This window comes from Enteractinococcus helveticum (assembly GCF_020742345.1).
Taxonomy (GTDB): domain Bacteria; phylum Actinomycetota; class Actinomycetes; order Actinomycetales; family Micrococcaceae; genus Yaniella; species Yaniella helvetica_A.
The window spans coordinates 82,530-99,969 of the sequence record NZ_DYXC01000084.1 but is presented as its reverse complement, the minus strand read 5'-3'; the positions used below and the strand labels follow the sequence as shown (position 1 = coordinate 99,969).

The following is a 17,440-nucleotide window of genomic DNA, read 5'->3' as shown; positions in this document are numbered from 1 at the left end:
TGGCTTTTCTTTGATAGCAGCCAGTCCAACCACCCAGTGAATTGGGCTTTAGCCACACTATCAGGACGGCGCTGAGTGGTTGACGCTCCGCAGTGTTTGCATCGCCATCGAGTCTTGCCGGCACTGGTTTTCCCGTTCTTGACCAGCTTGGTTGCACATATCCCACACCGTGGGGAATTATCAAGTTTTTTCACCACACATGCTTTATCAGCAAGTGCTAACCCCTAGTCGCCAATAGTTACCAGGTGAAGACTACAATCCCATACACACATTCTGGGCCTTAACCCAAATCGATCAGACCACAGACTATGAATGACATTCCGATCACAGCGGGAACCAAGCACGCCAGCTGGTACATGCTCTCTGTGCGGAGGCCAGTCCGTCCAGGATCATCAGAATGACGCTGACGGCCATGCTAATTCGTGAAATGACATGCCTCCTGCAAAGTGCTGACGTGGTAGCCGTCAACGGTCACACCGTCATACAGCTATCATCACATTGACTGGACCGCAGGTACATCGTTATCTTGCCTATGCGATCGACGCTGCTGCGGCAGCGGTGCGGGCCACGGGTAGACATCTTGTTAAACGTTGATTGGGTGGGGAGCTTACGCTGCCCCACCCAATCAACACATCACGCCGGTGTGTTTGTTAGTCGATAATGTTGTGTTCCGGGCCGACTTCAAACTCGGTCAGGTTGCGGTGACCATCTTCGGTGAGCACCAAGATATCGTGTTCGCGGTACGCACCGGCTCCGGGCATGTTGTCCGGGATGGTCAGCATCGGTTCCATGGAGACAACCATATTTGGTTTTAGCTCGGTTGCAATGTCTTCACGGAACTCCATGGCGGCTTCGCGACCGTAGTACGGGCTCATAACACCAAAGGAGTGACCGTAGCCGATTGGGGCGTATTTCAACAGGTCGTGTTTTTCGAAGAACCGGTTGAGCTCAGCAGCTACGTCCTGAGCAATGGCGCCTGGCTTGATCAGTTCCTTGCCCAGTTCGAAGGCTTCCACGTTAATTTTCCATAATTCGAGGCTGCGCTTGTCAGGTTGACCTAGGAACATGGTGCGTTCCATGGCGGTGTAGTGACCTGACATCATGGGGAAGCAGTTGATGGAAAGGAGGTCACCTTTTTGGAGTCTGCGGGTTGTCGGCCAGTTGTGGGCGCCGTCGGTGTTGATGCCGGCCTGGACGAGACACCAGGTCTCGCGCAATTCTCGAGACGGATAGGACTTGGCGATCTCTGGAACCATCGCCTCGGTACCAATCAGGGCGAGCTCGTATTCGGTGATGCCTTCTGTGATGGCATTCTTGATCGCACGACCACCGATATCAGCGATCCGAGCCCCCTCACTGATCAAATAGATCTCTTCGTCCGATTTCACAACGCGCTGGTTCATCAGATCCGTGGCGACGTTGAAGAGGTCAATCCCTTCAAACCAGTCTTGGAATCGACGGTATTGCTCCACGGTGAGACCATCATGTTCGATTCCTAGCCGACGGGGTTTGATATTGCGTTCATCCAGTGTGTGCTGGATCGCGCGGAAAATGTTCTGGGCATCCCAATCGGAGTAGACGATATTCTCACCGTAGGTTGTACGCCAAGGCATGCCACCGTCAACCCAGGGCGTAATAGTAATGGAATCTTCTGGCGTAATGACAATCGCGAAGATTCGGCCGAACGGTGAGGGTACAAAGTCCGAGAAATATTTGATGTTGTGCATACTGGTGAGTACCAGCGCATCGACCTCATCGGCAGCCATGACTTTTCGCGCGTTGGTGAGACGGCGTTCGAACTCAGCAGGTGAGTACGTCAGGTCCTGCTGCTCACCGTTGTACTGCGTAAAGACGTGCGGGACCGTACTGTGGTCGGTCCGTTGAGGTTTGGTCGGACGAGTCATTAAGCGATTCTCCACTTCAACTATTGGGGCCGTGTTCTGTGTTGTTACTGTTCGACCCCCATACTAAGCACCGCTTAAAAGCGACTTCAAGACAAGGCCCACGCTGATTCGTATCTGTGTCCCGTATAACTCAGCAGTATTACACGATGTCAGCCAGGGGGCCCTGGCGAAGGCTACACTTCTAGAGGGCTAGTTGCATGCCTGGCTGATCAAGAAAAAGAACCTGGAGGTCTGTAGTGTCGAGCTGTGGTCGTGCATGATACGCCAGCTGTTACGCGTCTCGGTGTTCCTGTTAGGGATCTTTTTGATGGCCATGGGCGTGGCTGTCTCTATTCGAGCCGATCTGGGCACCTCCCCAATCGCCTCATTTCCAACCGTTTTATCGTTTGGGACGTCGTTGAGCGTCGGCGTGTATATGATCTTGCTCAACATCGTGTTCATCGCACTGCAGATGCTCATCTTGCGCCGGAAATTTCCAGTCTTCCAACTCATTCAACTGCCCGTAAGCATAGTCTTCGGTCTGTTTATCGACCTGAGCATGTATCTGACCCAGTGGCTCGTGCCGGGCAACTATATCGAGCAATGGGTCTGGACTGCGGTCAGTGTCATTCTCGTGGCATTCGGCGTGTATTTTGAGATGCAGCCGCGTATCTCGTATTTGCCAGGTAACGGCTTAGTATTCACGATCTACACCAAACTGCAGAACATCCCCTATGGGACGATCAAAACCACTTTTGACACCACATTGGTAGTGGTTTCCGTGGTGACGTCTTTGCTGTTAATGGGGCAGCTGAATGGCGTGCGAGAAGGAACGGTCTTTGCTGCAATAACCGTTGGCATCGTGATCCGAGGTATCAGCGCGATCCACAAACGCTGGGGCGGTGCGAAATCATCCTGAGGACCAACTCAGACCCAAACGGGCTGCACCACAAGGCCGCGCTACTACAATGACTCGAGGTGCAGGCCTTGGAAGCTGTCGGATTGCCCCGCAAGTTCAGATTGTTTCGGCTCATCCAAATCCAGGTCGCCAATGCGCTCGGGCCCTCGCATATCCCATACGGCACTGTGAAAGTCGTTGTCGATACGATCATGGTGGGATTCGCGGTGTTGGCTTCATGCACAGTGCTTGGTGGGCTATTGGCGTGCACGAAGGCAGGGTCTTTTTTGCGCGCACCGTCGAATAATAACCCGTGTCCATCGGCCGCATCGATAAACGCATCCGAAAACCCGGTGCCGAAGACTAATGCTGTCGAACGGCTACAGGACCATCGCTGCGACCCACCCGGAAGCGGTAAGTGGAATGTTGTAGTGAAGAAATGTTGGGATGACGGTGTCGCGCATGTGATCGTGCTGGCCGTCGGCTGCCAGACCCGCAGTTGGACCCAGCGTGGAATCAGAGGCGGGGGAGCCGGCATCGCCCAGCGCACCTGCAGCGCCAATCAGCGCCACCGTTGCCGCCATTGAGAAGTCTAAGGAGAGGCACAGTGGCACATAGATCGCTGCGATAATTGGCAGCGTCGAGAACGACGAACCAATCCCCATCGTCACAATCAGCCCGACGACGAGCATCGCCAGTGCAGCCAGGGCCTTATTATCGCCGAAGAACTCCTGGACGACGGCGACCAGTGGTTCCACCTGGTTTGACTCATTGATCACTGCTGCAAAGCCCTGGGCGGAGATCATGACAAATCCGATCAGTGCCATCATGCGCATCCCGGAGGTGAACACGTCGTCGGCCTTATTCCATTCGACCACTCCGGAGAGCAGGAAGATACCCAATCCAACCAGCGATCCGAGCAGGAGACCGTCGGCTTCGGATCCGGTGAACTGCACAATCAGCTGGATAGCGAAGGTCGCTACGATTGCAATGATGGACATGATCAGGCTGTAGCGGGTCGGTGTTGGTTGAACAATTGTGCCACCGGCCAGGGGGCGTTCTTCGTATTCGCGTGGCTTGCGGTAGCTGATGAAGACTGCGATGAGCAATCCGACGACCATACCGAGTGCGGGGATGGCCATGACTTGCACAATGTTGATGCCCGAAGTATCCAGGCCGGCACGTTCAATATTGCTCAGCAGGATATCTTCCAAGAAAATTTTACCGAAGCCCACCGGTAAGAGCATATAGGTGGTGACTAGCCCGAAAGTCAGCACACAAGCGATCACACGGCGGTCAATCTTGAGGCGGTTGAATACCGTCAACAACGGTGGGATTAATAACGGAATGAAGGCTATGTGGACCGGGATAAGGTTCTGAGACATGATCGACATCGCCAGAATGCCACCGATGACCAGGTAGGTAGTGATCGTGACAACCTTTTGCGAGGCCTCTTCAGAACCAGTATTAAGCTTACGTATCAATGCATCGGCTAGTGCTTTGGGAAGACCTGAAGCGGCCACAGCCATCGCGAATGCACCGAGTAGAGCGTAAGAGAGCGCAATTTTCGCGCCGTCACCTAGCCCAGACTCAAACGCGAGCATGGTGCCTTCTAATCCCATGCCGGCCATGAGGCCGCCAACGAGGGCACCGATAAATAAAGCGATAACTACATGAACCCTCAGCAGTGCTAGCAAAAGCATGACGGCCACGGAAATAACTACAGCATTCACGAACGACAAGCTTAGACGAAACTTGCTTCCAGCACCGACCCGAGTGCGGACCTTCGTTGGCAGAAGAACCAAGTTATGGGCTCTTCGTACTACTCAGATACCTGTTATGTTTGATAGGAGCTTGCTAAAGTGATGACATGAGACACATTGCAGAGCATCCTAAATCGGGCACGGTTGTCGTTGGTGTGGACGGGTCAGAAAACAGCGAAAGAGCATTCGATGTTGCAGTTGATCTCGCCCAGAAATTTAATTATGGACTGCGAGTCATAGCCGCATATACCGAACCGGGGTACGAATATCTTCCCGAAAATACCCAGGGCCTGGCACAAGAAAATGCCCAGGCAGTTATTAATGACTTGGTAGCTACCGTCAATGAGACTGACCTTGGGGTCAGCGCCGCCACCGTAGAAGGTGATGCTGCCGGTGCACTCATTCAAGCTTCCGAAGAAGCTGCACTTGTGGTGGTTGGCAAGCGGGGTCGCAGTCGTTTTGCCGGCCGTTTTCTCGGTAGTGTTTCGGCCTCAGTTGCTTCGCATGCCAAATGCCCAACGATGGTGGTCCCAGAAAAACGCCACACGGGTGAACATCTCGAAACCCAGTTTGCACGATTATCAGGTAGTCCAGAGCTATCAGAATTCGGTGTATTGTCATCTGAAGAATATGGCGATCCCACAGATTTTGAAGGAACCGTCGTGGTCGGCGTCGACCTTGATGCTTACCCGGTGGAACTATCCTTGCATGCAGCAAAACATGCCGAATTGCTGGGTAAGTCCTTGACCCTCGTGACATCACAGCCGTTCAGCGGCAGTATGTGGATGCCAGCATCACCGGTTTATCAAGCAGAAGTTCCCGATCTTCGTCGAGACGTCGCCAATCGGCTTGCCAAAGTGGCCGAACAAGTGGCAGAAAAAACTTCTGCCCAAGTGCATTGGCGATTCTTTGATGCCTCGCCTGCTGATGCGCTATCGGATGCGACACGTAGCGCAGATGTCGTGGTGGTTGGAACACGCGGTCGTGGTGGCTTTGCCGGCTTGCTGTTGGGATCGGTTAGCCAGGCTGTACTGAATCGCGCAGTGACACCCGTGCTCGTGGTGCCAACCGCCCGCGACTAACGAATAAATAAACCAACAATCCAGACTCGTGGTTACTGCGAGTCTGGATTTCCCATGCGTGTGGAAATCTTTGCCGCCGTGGCCACACACTGGTCAATCAACGCTTGGGCGGTCTGGTCATCAATCCGATAGGACGGGGCGGCAATCAGGATCGCGGCTACGACTTTACGCCGATGGTCATACACTGGCGCGGCAATTCCAACTTCATCATCAAAGGTCTCTTGCAAGTTGGTGGCATACCCCTGTCTACGGACCGCCTCGAGACGCTTTTGTAATTGCGTTGGAGTCCATCCTTGCTGCAGCTTGATGGTTTCTTGATCCAATAACGCGGTCACAGCTTCCTTGGCCATTTCCGCCAAGAAGATCTGCACCGAGGCAGAACCGGTTGACGCGTAACGCGCTCCAAGAGGAGAAGTGTGTTTGACCGTGCGATCGGAAACGATTTGTTCGACGGTGACTACAACAGACCCTTCCCATACTGCTAAGACTGCGGTTTCTCTTGTTGCATCGGTCAACTCCTGCAGATAAGGGTATGCCACTTGCCGCACATTAAGATTGGCCAGCAACGGTCCAGCAATAGCGATCAGTCCAAGTCCCAGCTGGTATCGACGAGTGGTAGGGTCCTGCTCGACCCACCCTTCAGATTCCAGGGTTGCTAACAGTCGGGAGACTGATGATTTATGTAACCCCACCTGTTCGGCGATCTCGGTGACGCCAACCAACGGCTTTTCCGAGGAAAAGCATCGCAGTACGTCAACGACGTTATGGACGACTGAGTTGCGAGGGGAACTCATAGTGCTCCTTTGCTGGCCAAACGTTGTAAGGATCATACGGCATCTGTTTTTCAGCACCTTATTGTGACCGTAAGATACACACCCACTGACTCGATATGAGATGGCGGTAAAATGAGCCGTTGACCCGAACCGCCCAGCGTAAAGGTGAAAACCATGAGCTCAATGGCTGCCAGCGATGTGAAAGCCCTGGCCGAGGCCGCAACCTGTATTGGCGCACGACCGTTTAAGGATGCCACTGGACATTGGGCAAACTCCGTCGAAATAGCGCTCATGGACACGATCCTCAGCGCGTCAGCGGTTGTGGACGGCGCCTATGGTGCGGGTGTGTTGCCGCGTCTGCGAGCGTATAAAGCTTTTCGCGGTCCAGCAGATATGATGCGACTCTTAGCCACCATGGGACCGTTTGCGCTGGACGATTTTGTGGCTGAACAGCACCACAAGGACCAGCTGATGAATGCTGCTGCAGCGTTGATGGACGCCGGAGTGCATGCCGCTGCAGATGTCGACCCGCAGTCCACCACGCAACGCGAAGCGCTGGTCTCCACCGAAGGTGTACCGGAGCTGGCTTGGGACTACTTCCTGATCATGCTCAATATTAACACCCCGCTAGGAGCACAACTGCGAAACGCCTGGCTGGATGATTTCGTCGCCCGGAGTCTTGGCGATTCTAAGGTTGATGTGGCCGCGCGCGATGTCTTGCTGGCTGAAGTTACCGGGCTTCTGCACGCTGAGCACTATCGCAAATCGTTTGGTCGTATGCCCGAATTTACGCTGCCGCAATTGTGGCAAGCGATCTTTCGTTCCGAGTACGCTCGGGCAACTAGTTAGGCTGCCGCAAGCGTACTCGAGGTTGCAAACGTCGCTAGTCCTTGAGCGGCTTGTGGCTCGTCTCAGGCGACAGCCAGACAGCGATAAGCGCAATGACGGCTGCGATCATCAGGTACCAGCCCGGAGCGATGGCGTTGCCGGTGGTTGCTATCAGCAGTGTTGCAATGGCCGGTGCCGTCCCGCCAAAGATCGCATTGCCCACGTTGAATGACACAGCAAATCCTGAATACCGGACTCTGGTGGGGAAGTTTTCGGCCAGGAAGCTTGCCAGACTGCCATCGTTGAGTGTCAGCATGGCTCCAAGCAGGATCTGGACAAACAAGATGGCGATGATGCTTTCGGTGCCTAAGAGCATAAATGCTGGCACCGTCAGCAGGATGAAAAATATCGAGGCGCTCATCAAAATCGTTCGTCGACCGAATCGATCCGATAGGTGACCAGTCAGAAAGATAAATCCAATGTAGGTCACCAGCGACACGGTGGTCGTGATGTTGGCAATCGTTGGATCAATGCCCACGGTCTGGGATAGATATGTTGGCATGTATGTCAGGATGACGTAGAAACCAACAGCGTTGAGCAGTACGGCTGCGGTAGCACGAATCAGGGTGCGCCAGTGATCACGAAACAGCGCCCACACCGGGGCCTTAATGACGTCGTCTTCTTTGGACATCTCACGAAACACCGGTGAATCTTCAAGTTTGCGACGAATATACACGCCGATCAAACCTAACGGTGCGGCCAAAAGAAACGGTAGCCGCCAACCCCAGGATTCCATTTGCGCGTCACTGAGCGTAGCGGTCAGTAGTGTGGCCATAAGCGAACCGAATAACAGACCGGCTGCCGTTGATCCAGGAACCACAGCAGCATAGATCCCCCGTTTTCCTTCGGGTGCGTATTCCACCAGATAGGCTGAGGCTCCCGCGTATTCACCCGAGGCGCTGAAGCCCTGCAGGACACGGAATAATAACAGCAGTGCTGGTGCCCACACGCCGATCTGGAGTGCACCGGGCAGCAAGCCGATACATACCGTGGAGGCGGTCATAATCAGAATCGACCAGGCTAGGGCATTACGACGTCCGACCCGGTCGCCGATATGCCCCCAAATGAATCCACCGATCGGGCGGACAAGAAATGACACGGCGAACAGTGCAAAGGTCCAAATGAGTCCTTGTGTGAGGTCGTCGGAAGGGAAGAAGACGACGGCAATCACCACGGCGAGGTAGCTGTAGGCACCGTAATCAAACCACTCGACAAAATTTCCAATAAAACTTGCCACAACGACTTTGCGGCGTTCGTGTTTTCCGATCCCATAGGGATACGCGCGTTGTTGTCCTGAAAGGGTAGGTCCAAGATCTTGTTCAGAAGCCAGTGGGCCTGAATCAGACATATTTCACCGCCATACACTCAGAGTTGCACGTATTGCAACGTTGTTGCACTACCGTACGGTGTGAGCTGTATCACTGTCAAGGGGGTGGTGGATCCGGGTGGGTCCATGGTTTTGGGCATGAAAAACCCGGCCTCACATGATGGGGCCGGGGCGGGGATCGGGCGGCTTTGCTAGAGCGCCTCGCGCACCATGGTGTAAAAGTTTTTCACGTGCTGTGATGCTGTCTGCTCGGCGGCTTCGGCGTCACCGGCGATGATTTGTTCGAGTAGTGTGGTGTGCTCCACGATGTGGTCATGCAGTGCGGGTAGGCGGTCAGATAGCGCTGCCCAGATGCGAGTGGCAATATTGTCTAAGCGAATCAGGGTTTCCGATAGGTGTTCGTTGTGTGTCACGCTGTAGATCAGCCGGTGCACCGAAAGATCGTAGGACAGCAGGTCGCGCTGTGATTGATTGGGGTCCAGGCTTTTGAGTTCATCTAAGACTTCAAGGAGTTGCGCTCGCATCTCGCCGCCCTTGACCTCTGCGGCGCGACGGGCCGCCAGTGGCTCAAGGGCTTGACGGATTTCTGATACATGGGCCAGTTCGGTGACATCGACTTGGCTGGCAAACGTGCCGCGCCGAGGGTAGGTGACCACCAGGTGATCAGCCTCAAGGCGCTTGAGCGCTTCGCGCAGGGGAGTGCGTCCCACCCCCATTTCCTCGGCTAACTGTTTTTCCATGATGGGTTCGCCGGGTTGTATATCCAGCATGATTAAGCGGTCTAGCAATATTCGGTAGGCGCGAGCCGCCAGCGACTCGCTGTTCGTATTGACGGTGTCCAATGTGGTCATCAGTGTCCTTTCATTGCTCCTAATTGTGCACTACTTGGGTGCATTCCGCAGCGTTTCAAAAACTTTGACCCAAGCCCTTGACAGGCATGTGATGAACATCATAGTCTGTGATCGGTAACTGATATATCAAATGTCGTTCAGAATTTTTCGAAGGAAAATGCATGACTAGTGTCACCTCTCAGGTTGCTCCATCGCTGACTCAAAATCTGGCGGACCTCGATCCGGAAATCGCGGGGTTTATTAACCAGGAACTAGACCGTCAGCAACGCGGTCTAGAAATGATTGCATCTGAAAACCACACCCCGCTGGCAGTCATGCAAGCCCAGGGTTCAGTACTGACTAACAAATACGCAGAAGGATACCCAGGGCGCCGGTATTACGGAGGATGTGAGCACGCCGACTCGGTAGAACGTCTTGCGATCGAACGCGTCAAAAAGCTGTTTGGTGCTCAGTTCGCCAATGTCCAACCGCACTCGGGGGCCCAGGCGAATGCTGCGGTCATGCACGCATTGATTCGCCCCGGCGACACTGTGATGGGCCTAAACCTCGCCCACGGTGGTCATCTGACCCACGGTATGAAGTTGAACTTCTCGGGTCGGCTCTACAATATCGTGCCGTATTCGGTTGATGAAAACACCTACGAAGTTGATATGGATGAAGTGGCTCGGCTGGCTCGCAAACACCAGCCCAAGATGATCGTTGCCGGATGGTCAGCCTACCCTCGCCAGCTCGACTTTGCTCGTTTCCGTGAAATCGCTGATGAGGTCGGCGCCTACCTATTCGTCGATATGGCACACTTCGCTGGTCTGGTAGCAGCAGGACTGCACCCATCGCCGGTGCCACATGCTCACGTCACCTCTTCGACGACCCATAAGACCCTGGCTGGGCCACGTGGCGGCATCATCCTGACCAATGACGCCGAGATCTCGAAAAAGATTAACTCTGCGGTCTTCCCAGGCCAGCAGGGTGGCCCACTGATGCACGTCATCGCGGGCAAAGCCGTAGCCTTCAAAGTGGCCGGTGAAGAAGAATTTGCCGAACGCCAGCGTCGCACGCTCGAAGGTGCCCGGATCCTGGCCGAGCGGCTATCCCAGCAGGACGTTGCCGAGGTTGGCATTTCCGTGCTGACCGGTGGCACCGACGTCCACCTGGTGCTGGTGGATCTGCGCAATTCAGAACTTGATGGCAAACAAGGTGAAGATCTCCTGCAGGAAGTCGACATCACCGTCAACCGCAATGCCGTGCCGTGGGATCCACGCCCACCGATGACGACCTCGGGTCTGCGCATTGGGACCCCGGCGTTGACCACCCGCGGCTTTAGCACAGCGGCTTTTGCAGAAGTGGCCGACATCATCGCCCAGACACTGATTGCCGGGGCAACCGGGAATCGTGATGCACTCCCAGAGCTGGCCGCACGTGTTGAAGCGTTGGCCGATGCTCATCCGCTATACCCCAACCTGGAACCGTTCGGAGCATAACCATGGCAGAACTTCTCCCACAACATCCCGAATTTTTGTGGCGCAACCCGGAACCTAAATCCTCCTACGATGTGCTTATCATCGGTGCTGGTGGCCACGGTTTGGCTACCGCCCATTATCTGGCTGCCCGCCACGGCATCACCAATGTTGCCGTGATCGATAAAGGCTGGCTGGGTGGGGGCAATATGGCCCGCAATACAACCATTATTCGGTCCAATTACCTCTGGGACGAATCCGCCAACATCTATGAGACCTCGCTAAAACTCTGGGAAGAACTCCCCGAAGAACTCGACTACGACTTCTTATTCTCTCAGCGCGGTGTGATGAACCTGGCGCACCACGTCTCAGAAGTCCGCGACTCGGTACGCCGCGTCAAAGCCAACCAGCTCAACGGTGTGGATGCGCAATGGTTGACCCCGCAAGAGGTCAAAGAAGTGTGTCCGATCATCAACATCTCGGATAACATCCGCTACCCAATTATGGGGGCAACCTACCAGCCGCGTGCCGGTATCGCCAAGCACGACCACGTGGCCTGGGCGCTGGCCCGCTCAGCAGATGCTGCCGGAATTGACCTCATCCAAAACACGGAAGTCACCGACGTCCTAGTAGAAAACGGTCGCGTCACCGGAGTGGAAACCACCCGCGGGAAGATCTCCGCCGGGCAGGTTGCCCTGTGCGGTGCCGGACACTCCTCCCAGCTGGCCGAAATGGCCGGGGTCAAACTGCCAATCCAGTCGCACCCACTGCAGGCACTGGTTTCGGAACTCTTTGAGCCAGTCCACCCAACCGTGGTGATGTCGAACCACATTCACGTTTATGTGTCTCAAGCGCATAAGGGTGAACTGGTCATGGGTGCCGGTATCGACACTTATAACGGCTTTGGCCAGCGCGGTGCCTTCCATGTTATTGAGGAACAGATGGCCGCCGCCGTCGAACTGTTCCCCATCTTCGCCCGCGCGCACGTGCTGCGTACCTGGGGCGGCATTGTGGATACCACTCCGGATGCCTCGCCGATCGTTTCCAAAACTGAGGTTGACGGCCTGTATGTCAACTGTGGTTGGGGAACCGGTGGCTTCAAGGGCACCCCGGCGGCCGGCTACGCGATGGCACATACGATCGCCCATGACGATCCGCACGAGATCAACGCACCGTTTAGCCTCGAGCGCTTCGAAACCGGTCACCTCATCGATGAACACGGCGCCGCAGCCGTGGCCCACTAGAGAAAGGCAATTGCCATGATGCTGATTGATTGCCCGTACTGCGGGCCACGGAACGAAACCGAATTCGGCTACGGCGGTGAAGCCCACGTCGCCTACCCGAAAGACCCGTATGCACTGTCAGATAGGCAATGGGCCGAATACCTGTTCTACCGTGACAACTCCAAAGGAGATTTCGCTGAACGCTGGGTCCATTCCGGCGGCTGCCGCAAATGGTTCAACGCCGTGCGCGACACGGTCTCCTATCAGTTCAAAGCCACCTACCCGGTCGGCGCCCCACGCCCCGACATCGCAGGAGGTACCAAGTGACACGCACCACCACAGATCAGGACACCCACATGCGTGATCAACAACCCGCACAGCACTCCTACCGCCTGAGCCCGGAGCAGGCACCGCACGCCCTGGTTGACCATAATGCAACCGTCAACGTTGAGATTGACGGCAGACCAACCCAAGCGCTGCGTGGCGATACGGTCGCCTCCGCACTGCTAGCCACCGGGTCCCGCTCGGCCGCCAACTCGATGTACTGGAATCGCCCTCGCGGGGTGTTCACCGCCGGAGTTGAAGAACCCAACTCCCTGGTCCACCTGTCGCCACGCCACACCGGCGACGTCGAAGAGTCCATGATGACTTCCACCACTGTTCCGGTGACCAACGGATTAAAAGCAACGCAGCTTCGAGGATTAGGTACACTGGACCCTGCGCAGGATCAGGCTTACTACGACCACGTTCATGTCCACACGGATGTATTGGTGGTCGGGGCCGGTCCGGCAGGCCTATCTGCCGCCGCCAACGCCGCCGCTTCTGGTGCTCGCGTCATGCTCATGGACGAAAAGCCATGGGCAGGCGGTAGCCTGCTCGATGCCCCATATGAAGTCATCGACGGTGTCCCCGCCCCGCAGTGGATCAACGACACGGTGACCAAACTGTCTGCCACCGACGACGTCGACATCCTCACCGACACCACCGTGAGCGGTATCTACGACGAAAACTATGCGATCGCCGTCCAGCGCCGTACCCACCACCTGGACGAAAACCCGGGTGAGGGTATCTCGCGGGAACGCATCTGGCATGTGCGCGCAAATCAGGTTGTGCTAGCCACCGGCGCACACGAGCGCCCGCTGGTTTTTGCCAATAACGATCGTCCCGGCATCATGCTCGCTTCGGCTGTGCGCACTTACTTGAACCGTTATGCTGTGCGTGCCGGGCAGCAGATCGCCGTATTCACCACCAATGATTCGGTCTATCCGATGGTGTCTGAACTGGCTGCCACCGGGGGAATCGTCGCCGTTATTGATGCCCGCTCCTGCGCCTCGGCAGCCGCCCAGCAAGCCGTTTCTGAAGGCGTCAACGTGCTCATCGGTTCGGCCGTGATCGACACCCACGCCGGTGATGATCATGAACTCAACGCCGTCACCGTTGCCCCACTCAACGGCGGCACACTGGATATGTCGAAAGCCCAGCGCCTCGAGGTCGATACCCTGGCAGTCTCGGGTGGTTGGTCACCGGTGGTCCACCTGCACTCGGGTCGCAACGGCCGAATTGACTGGGACGCCCAACTCCAAGGCTTCATCGCCGTGGAATCCGTTGACGGCATGCACCTGGCCGGTGCACTGAGCGGCAAATACTGCACCGCCACGGCCCTGACCACCGGTGCCACAGCCGGTGCCGCAGCAGCCACCGCTGCTGGATACCAAACCCAAGCACAAGCCGCCCGCGCCATTAGGCGCCCATACGGGCCGGTCCAGCCATTATGGTTGGTACCCTCCCCAGCGGGCGAAGCCCCCGAGCATTATGACAACCACTTCGTTGACCTGCAGCGCGACCAAACGGTCACCGACATCCTGCATTCCACCGGTGCAGGCATGTACTCGGTGGAACACGTCAAACGCTACACCTCGATCGCCACGGGCGCTGACCAAGGGAAAACCTCCGGTGTCCCAACCATCGGTGTCATGGCCAACATCCTGGGTGTAGAAGATTTGTCTGAAATTGGGACGACGACCTTCCGACCCCCATTCACCCCGGTCGGTTTCGCCGCCCTGGCAGGACGCCGTCGCGGCAAACTCTTTGAAGTTGCCCGCACCACCCCGATCCACTCAGCACACGTGGCCGCCGGTGCCGTATTTGAAGACGTCGGCCAGTGGAAACGCGCCCGCTACTACCCGCAGGGCCACGAAACCATGGACGAGGCCGTCTACCGGGAATGCGCTGCCGTGCGCAACTCAGTGGGCATGTTCGATGGCTCAACCCTGGGCAAGATCGAACTGCGCGGTCAAGATGTGCCCGAGTTCCTCAACCGCATATACACCAACGGTTATGTCAAACTCAAAGTCGGTATGGGCCGCTACGGTGTGATGTGTACACCAGACGGCATGATCTTCGACGACGGGGTGACACTGCGCCTGGCCGAAGACCGCTACTTCATGCATACCACCACCTCGGGTGCCGCAGAAGTGCTGGACTGGATTGAAGAGTGGCTGCAAACCGAATGGCCAGAACTCGATGTATTTGCCACCTCGGTGACCGAACAGTACGCGACCGTGGCCGTTGTCGGACCGAAATCTCGTAACGTGCTACAAAAGTTAGCCCCGCACGAGGATTTCAGCGCCGAAGGCTTCAAGTTCATGGCCTTTCGGGATATCACCCTGGCCTCCGGTATTCCGGTACGCGCTAGCCGTATCTCGTTCTCGGGCGAACTGGCCTGGGAACTGGCCGTGGAATCCTTCTACGCCATGGCCGTGTGGGAAGCCGTGGCACAAGCCGGTGCAGAATTCAACATCACCCCGTATGGTACCGAAACCATGCACGTATTGCGCGCGGAAAAAGGGTTCATCGTCGTCGGTCAAGAAACCGATGGCACCGTAACCCCACAGGATGCGGGTATGGAATGGATCGTTTCCAAGCACAAAGATTTTATTGGCAAGCGTTCCTTCTCCCGGGCGGACAATGTTCGTGAAGACCGAAAGCAACTCGTCTCGGTGCTCCCGGATGATCCAACCTTCCGGTTAGTAGAAGGTGAAGCTTTGGTCGCCATGGACACCCCAATTGATGTCGCAGCCGGACCAGTCCCACAAGAAGGCTGGGTAACCGCCTCCTATAACTCGCCTGCCCTGGGCCGCACATTTGGCTTGGCTCTGATCAAAAATGGTTTTGACCGTGTGGGTGAAAGCCTCAAGGCCCTGGTTGATGGCGAAGTTGTGACCATGAAAATCGGACCAACAGTTCTCTATGATGCCCAAGGAGCTCGACGAGATGGCTAATGTACAACAGCTGCGGCGTTCACCACTTGCCGCTCGAAGTGAAGAAATGCGCAATGCCTCCGTCGAAGCCGTGACGGTGCGAGAAATTCCATTCACCACCCAGGTCGGTATTCGTGCAACCGAAGGCAGCCAGGGGTATACCGCACTGGCTGAAGCACTTGGTGGTCTACCCACCAAAGTCGGCGACGTCGTCGGCGACTCATCGACCACGGCAGTGGTGTGGCTCTCCCCGGATGAATTCCTGGCCATTGACGAGCCCGACACCCAGCTTGCCGAAACCCTGGAACGCACCCTGGCAGACAACTCCGGTCAGGTGTTGGAACTGTCGGCAAACCGCACGATTATCGAGCTCTCCGGTGAGGCAGCCGAATTGGTTCTGCGCAAGTCCTGTCCGCTAGATCTGCACTCGCGTGCTTTCCAAGTCAATCAAGCCTATGTCACCGAAGTTGCCCAGACCCCGGTGATCTTGTGGCGGGTGGCTGAGCACACCTGGTGGCTGGCGCCGCGTATTTCATTTGCTGATCACGTCGTCAACTGGTTGCTCGATGCAATGCTGGAGTTTTCCGGCTCGAAAGGATAACCCATGGCCCTGAGTGTGCTGGATATGTTTTCTATCGGTTTGGGACCGTCATCATCCCACACCGTTGGCCCCATGCGGGCGGCAGCCCAGTTCATCAATGGTCTCAACGCCGATACCCTAGCGGCCACCACGCGAGCCAAGGTTGAACTCTTTGGTTCACTGGGGGCCACCGGTATTGGGCATCACTCCGATACCGCGGTGATTCTTGGCCTGGCCGGGCATGATCCTGCCACGATCGAACCCGATCAGGTTGCAGGGATCATCGACCAGGTCCAATCCACCTCCACCCTGCAATTGGCCGGGGCCAAGACCATTGATTTTGATCGAGCACACGACGTCATCTTGCATCTGTCGAAATCCTTACCGGGCCACCCCAACGGTATGAAAACCACGGTATATGGTGCCGACGACGCCGAGCTGGCCTCCGAGATCACCTATTCGATTGGTGGTGGGTTTGTCGTGACCGAGGACGAACTCGACAAACCCTTGACTACCGAACGCAAGGTACGCCACCGGTTTGGCACCGCCAATGAACTGTTGGAACTGTGCAAACGCAGCGGCAAATCCATTGCCGAATTGACCTGGGAAAATGAGATCGAATGGCGCGATCCCGAAGAAATCCGCTCTGAACTGCTGCGCATCTGGCAGGTCATGCAGGACTGCGTACAGTCTGGCATCGAGCGCACCGAGACCACCCTGCCCGGTGGTCTGCAGGTGGCCCGGCGAGCACCAAAACTGTATAAGCAACTCACCCAAGGTGGCGCATCAGAGCGCACCGGAGACACCAAAGATGCCCTACGCGGTATTGAATGGGTCAACCTGTATGCTCTGGCCGTCAACGAGGAAAATGCTTCCGGCGGCCGGGTGGTCACCGCACCAACCAACGGGGCAGCAGGGATCATCCCAGCGGTGCTGCATTACTACACCAGGTTCTTAGATGATGTGACCGATGACAAGATTATCGAGTTCATGCTCACCGCAGGAACTATCGGCATTATCATCAAAACCCAGGCCTCCATCTCGGGTGCTGAAGTTGGGTGCCAGGGTGAAGTGGGCTCCGCCTGCGCCATGGCTGCAGCAGGACTAGCTGCGGTCATGGGCGGCACCCCGACCCAGGTCGAAGACGCCGCCGAAGTCGCATTAGAACATAACCTCGGGATGACCTGCGATCCGGTGGGCGGGCTCGTACAGATCCCATGTATCGAACGCAATGCTATTGCCTCGGTCAAAGCGATCAACGCAGCACGCCTGGCACTGCACGGAGACGGCACCCACAAGGTCAGCCTGGACCAAGCCATCGAAACCATGCGCCAAACCGGTGCTGACATGATGGACAAATACAAAGAAACCTCCAGAGGGGGACTGGCCGTGGCCGTTACACGTCCGGAGTGCTAACCAAACACTGCCACCACGCCAGAGGGCCAAGCCGATGAACAG

General features: G+C 56.2%; 15 protein-coding genes. 9 read left to right on the top strand and 6 right to left on the bottom strand.

From position 1 onward, the window contains the following. The coding region (locus tag K8V32_RS08165; RefSeq protein WP_524536712.1) for a transposase-like zinc-binding domain-containing protein at window positions 1–194 on the bottom strand (194 nt) is incomplete at its 3' end. A gap of 456 nt (window positions 195–650) precedes the next feature. Beyond that, window positions 651–1,904: an aminopeptidase P family protein gene (locus K8V32_RS08160; protein ID WP_303905635.1), complete on the bottom strand. Its 1,254-nt coding sequence runs from the start codon at window positions 1,902–1,904 to the stop codon at window positions 651–653. A 256-nt stretch (window positions 1,905–2,160) separates the two neighbouring features. Between K8V32_RS08160 and K8V32_RS08155 the strand changes: the two genes are divergently transcribed. Then, the gene (locus tag K8V32_RS08155; RefSeq protein ID WP_303905632.1) at window positions 2,161–2,802 is read left to right on the top strand and encodes a YczE/YyaS/YitT family protein; all 642 of its coding nucleotides are present in this window, start codon (window positions 2,161–2,163) and stop codon (window positions 2,800–2,802) included. Between the two features lie 359 nt (window positions 2,803–3,161). Here K8V32_RS08155 and K8V32_RS08150 read toward each other — a convergent pair whose 3' ends face one another. Beyond that, complete coding sequence (locus K8V32_RS08150; RefSeq protein WP_303905629.1) at window positions 3,162–4,514, bottom strand: Na+/H+ antiporter family protein; 1,353 nt, start codon at window positions 4,512–4,514, stop codon at window positions 3,162–3,164. Between the two features lie 137 nt (window positions 4,515–4,651). Here K8V32_RS08150 and K8V32_RS08145 point away from each other — a divergent pair, with 137 nt between their 5' ends. After that, complete coding sequence (locus tag K8V32_RS08145) at window positions 4,652–5,626, top strand: universal stress protein (RefSeq protein ID WP_303905626.1); 975 nt, start codon at window positions 4,652–4,654, stop codon at window positions 5,624–5,626. 32 nt (window positions 5,627–5,658) lie between these two features. Here K8V32_RS08145 and K8V32_RS08140 read toward each other — a convergent pair whose 3' ends face one another. After that, window positions 5,659–6,420 (bottom strand): IclR family transcriptional regulator, encoded by a 762-nt coding sequence (locus K8V32_RS08140; RefSeq protein WP_303905623.1) that lies wholly within the window; start codon window positions 6,418–6,420, stop codon window positions 5,659–5,661. A 153-nt stretch (window positions 6,421–6,573) separates the two neighbouring features. Between K8V32_RS08140 and K8V32_RS08135 the strand changes: the two genes are divergently transcribed. Further along, a complete protein-coding gene (locus K8V32_RS08135) occupies window positions 6,574–7,248 on the top strand; it encodes a hypothetical protein (protein ID WP_303905620.1) in 675 nt (224 codons plus the stop codon). Between the two features lie 34 nt (window positions 7,249–7,282). Here the strand turns inward: K8V32_RS08135 and K8V32_RS08130 are convergent, their stop codons facing one another. After that, entirely contained in the window at window positions 7,283–8,635 is a 1,353-nt protein-coding gene (locus K8V32_RS08130) for an MFS transporter (protein WP_303905617.1), read from the bottom strand. Window positions 8,636–8,805: 170 nt separating this feature from the next. After that, complete coding sequence (locus K8V32_RS08125) at window positions 8,806–9,465, bottom strand: GntR family transcriptional regulator (RefSeq protein ID WP_303905614.1); 660 nt, start codon at window positions 9,463–9,465, stop codon at window positions 8,806–8,808. Window positions 9,466–9,626: 161 nt separating this feature from the next. On the opposite strand from K8V32_RS08125, the gene glyA reads away from it, so the two are divergent. The 6 genes from glyA to K8V32_RS08095 are packed head-to-tail and all read left to right on the top strand — an operon-like array spanning window position 9,627 to window position 17,398. Beyond that, the gene (glyA, locus tag K8V32_RS08120; protein WP_303905611.1) at window positions 9,627–10,943 is read left to right on the top strand and encodes a serine hydroxymethyltransferase; all 1,317 of its coding nucleotides are present in this window, start codon (window positions 9,627–9,629) and stop codon (window positions 10,941–10,943) included. Between the two features lie 2 nt (window positions 10,944–10,945). After that, a complete protein-coding gene (locus K8V32_RS08115; RefSeq protein ID WP_303905607.1) occupies window positions 10,946–12,163 on the top strand; it encodes a sarcosine oxidase subunit beta family protein in 1,218 nt (405 codons plus the stop codon). A gap of 15 nt (window positions 12,164–12,178) precedes the next feature. Next, window positions 12,179–12,469 (top strand): sarcosine oxidase subunit delta, encoded by a 291-nt coding sequence (locus K8V32_RS08110; protein WP_303905604.1) that lies wholly within the window; start codon window positions 12,179–12,181, stop codon window positions 12,467–12,469. Window positions 12,470–12,498: 29 nt separating this feature from the next. Next, window positions 12,499–15,423 carry a 2Fe-2S iron-sulfur cluster-binding protein gene (locus K8V32_RS08105; protein WP_303905643.1) on the top strand — a complete coding sequence of 975 codons (2,925 nt, stop codon included), beginning with the start codon at window positions 12,499–12,501 and terminating at the stop codon, window positions 15,421–15,423. Next, the gene (locus K8V32_RS08100; protein ID WP_303905601.1) at window positions 15,416–16,003 is read left to right on the top strand and encodes a sarcosine oxidase subunit gamma; all 588 of its coding nucleotides are present in this window, start codon (window positions 15,416–15,418) and stop codon (window positions 16,001–16,003) included. The genes K8V32_RS08105 and K8V32_RS08100 overlap by 8 nt, the downstream gene beginning before the upstream one ends. Window positions 16,004–16,006: 3 nt before the next feature. Beyond that, complete coding sequence (locus K8V32_RS08095; protein WP_303905598.1) at window positions 16,007–17,398, top strand: L-serine ammonia-lyase; 1,392 nt, start codon at window positions 16,007–16,009, stop codon at window positions 17,396–17,398. Window positions 17,399–17,440: the final 42 nt, after the last annotated feature.

Coding starts and splice junctions, on each gene's coding strand:
- K8V32_RS08095 (WP_303905598.1), top strand. CDS start 16,007: ATGGCCCTGAGTGTGCTGGATATGTTTTCTATCGGTTTGGGACCGTCA.
- K8V32_RS08130 (WP_303905617.1), bottom strand. CDS start 8,635: ATGTCTGATTCAGGCCCACTGGCTTCTGAACAAGATCTTGGACCTACC.
- K8V32_RS08100 (WP_303905601.1), top strand. CDS start 15,416: ATGGCTAATGTACAACAGCTGCGGCGTTCACCACTTGCCGCTCGAAGT.
- glyA (WP_303905611.1), top strand. CDS start 9,627: ATGACTAGTGTCACCTCTCAGGTTGCTCCATCGCTGACTCAAAATCTG.
- K8V32_RS08145 (WP_303905626.1), top strand. CDS start 4,652: ATGAGACACATTGCAGAGCATCCTAAATCGGGCACGGTTGTCGTTGGT.
- K8V32_RS08125 (WP_303905614.1), bottom strand. CDS start 9,465: ATGACCACATTGGACACCGTCAATACGAACAGCGAGTCGCTGGCGGCT.
- K8V32_RS08135 (WP_303905620.1), top strand. CDS start 6,574: ATGAGCTCAATGGCTGCCAGCGATGTGAAAGCCCTGGCCGAGGCCGCA.
- K8V32_RS08115 (WP_303905607.1), top strand. CDS start 10,946: ATGGCAGAACTTCTCCCACAACATCCCGAATTTTTGTGGCGCAACCCG.
- K8V32_RS08140 (WP_303905623.1), bottom strand. CDS start 6,420: ATGAGTTCCCCTCGCAACTCAGTCGTCCATAACGTCGTTGACGTACTG.
- K8V32_RS08105 (WP_303905643.1), top strand. CDS start 12,499: ATGCGTGATCAACAACCCGCACAGCACTCCTACCGCCTGAGCCCGGAG.
- K8V32_RS08110 (WP_303905604.1), top strand. CDS start 12,179: ATGATGCTGATTGATTGCCCGTACTGCGGGCCACGGAACGAAACCGAA.
- K8V32_RS08160 (WP_303905635.1), bottom strand. CDS start 1,904: ATGACTCGTCCGACCAAACCTCAACGGACCGACCACAGTACGGTCCCG.
- K8V32_RS08155 (WP_303905632.1), top strand. CDS start 2,161: ATGATACGCCAGCTGTTACGCGTCTCGGTGTTCCTGTTAGGGATCTTT.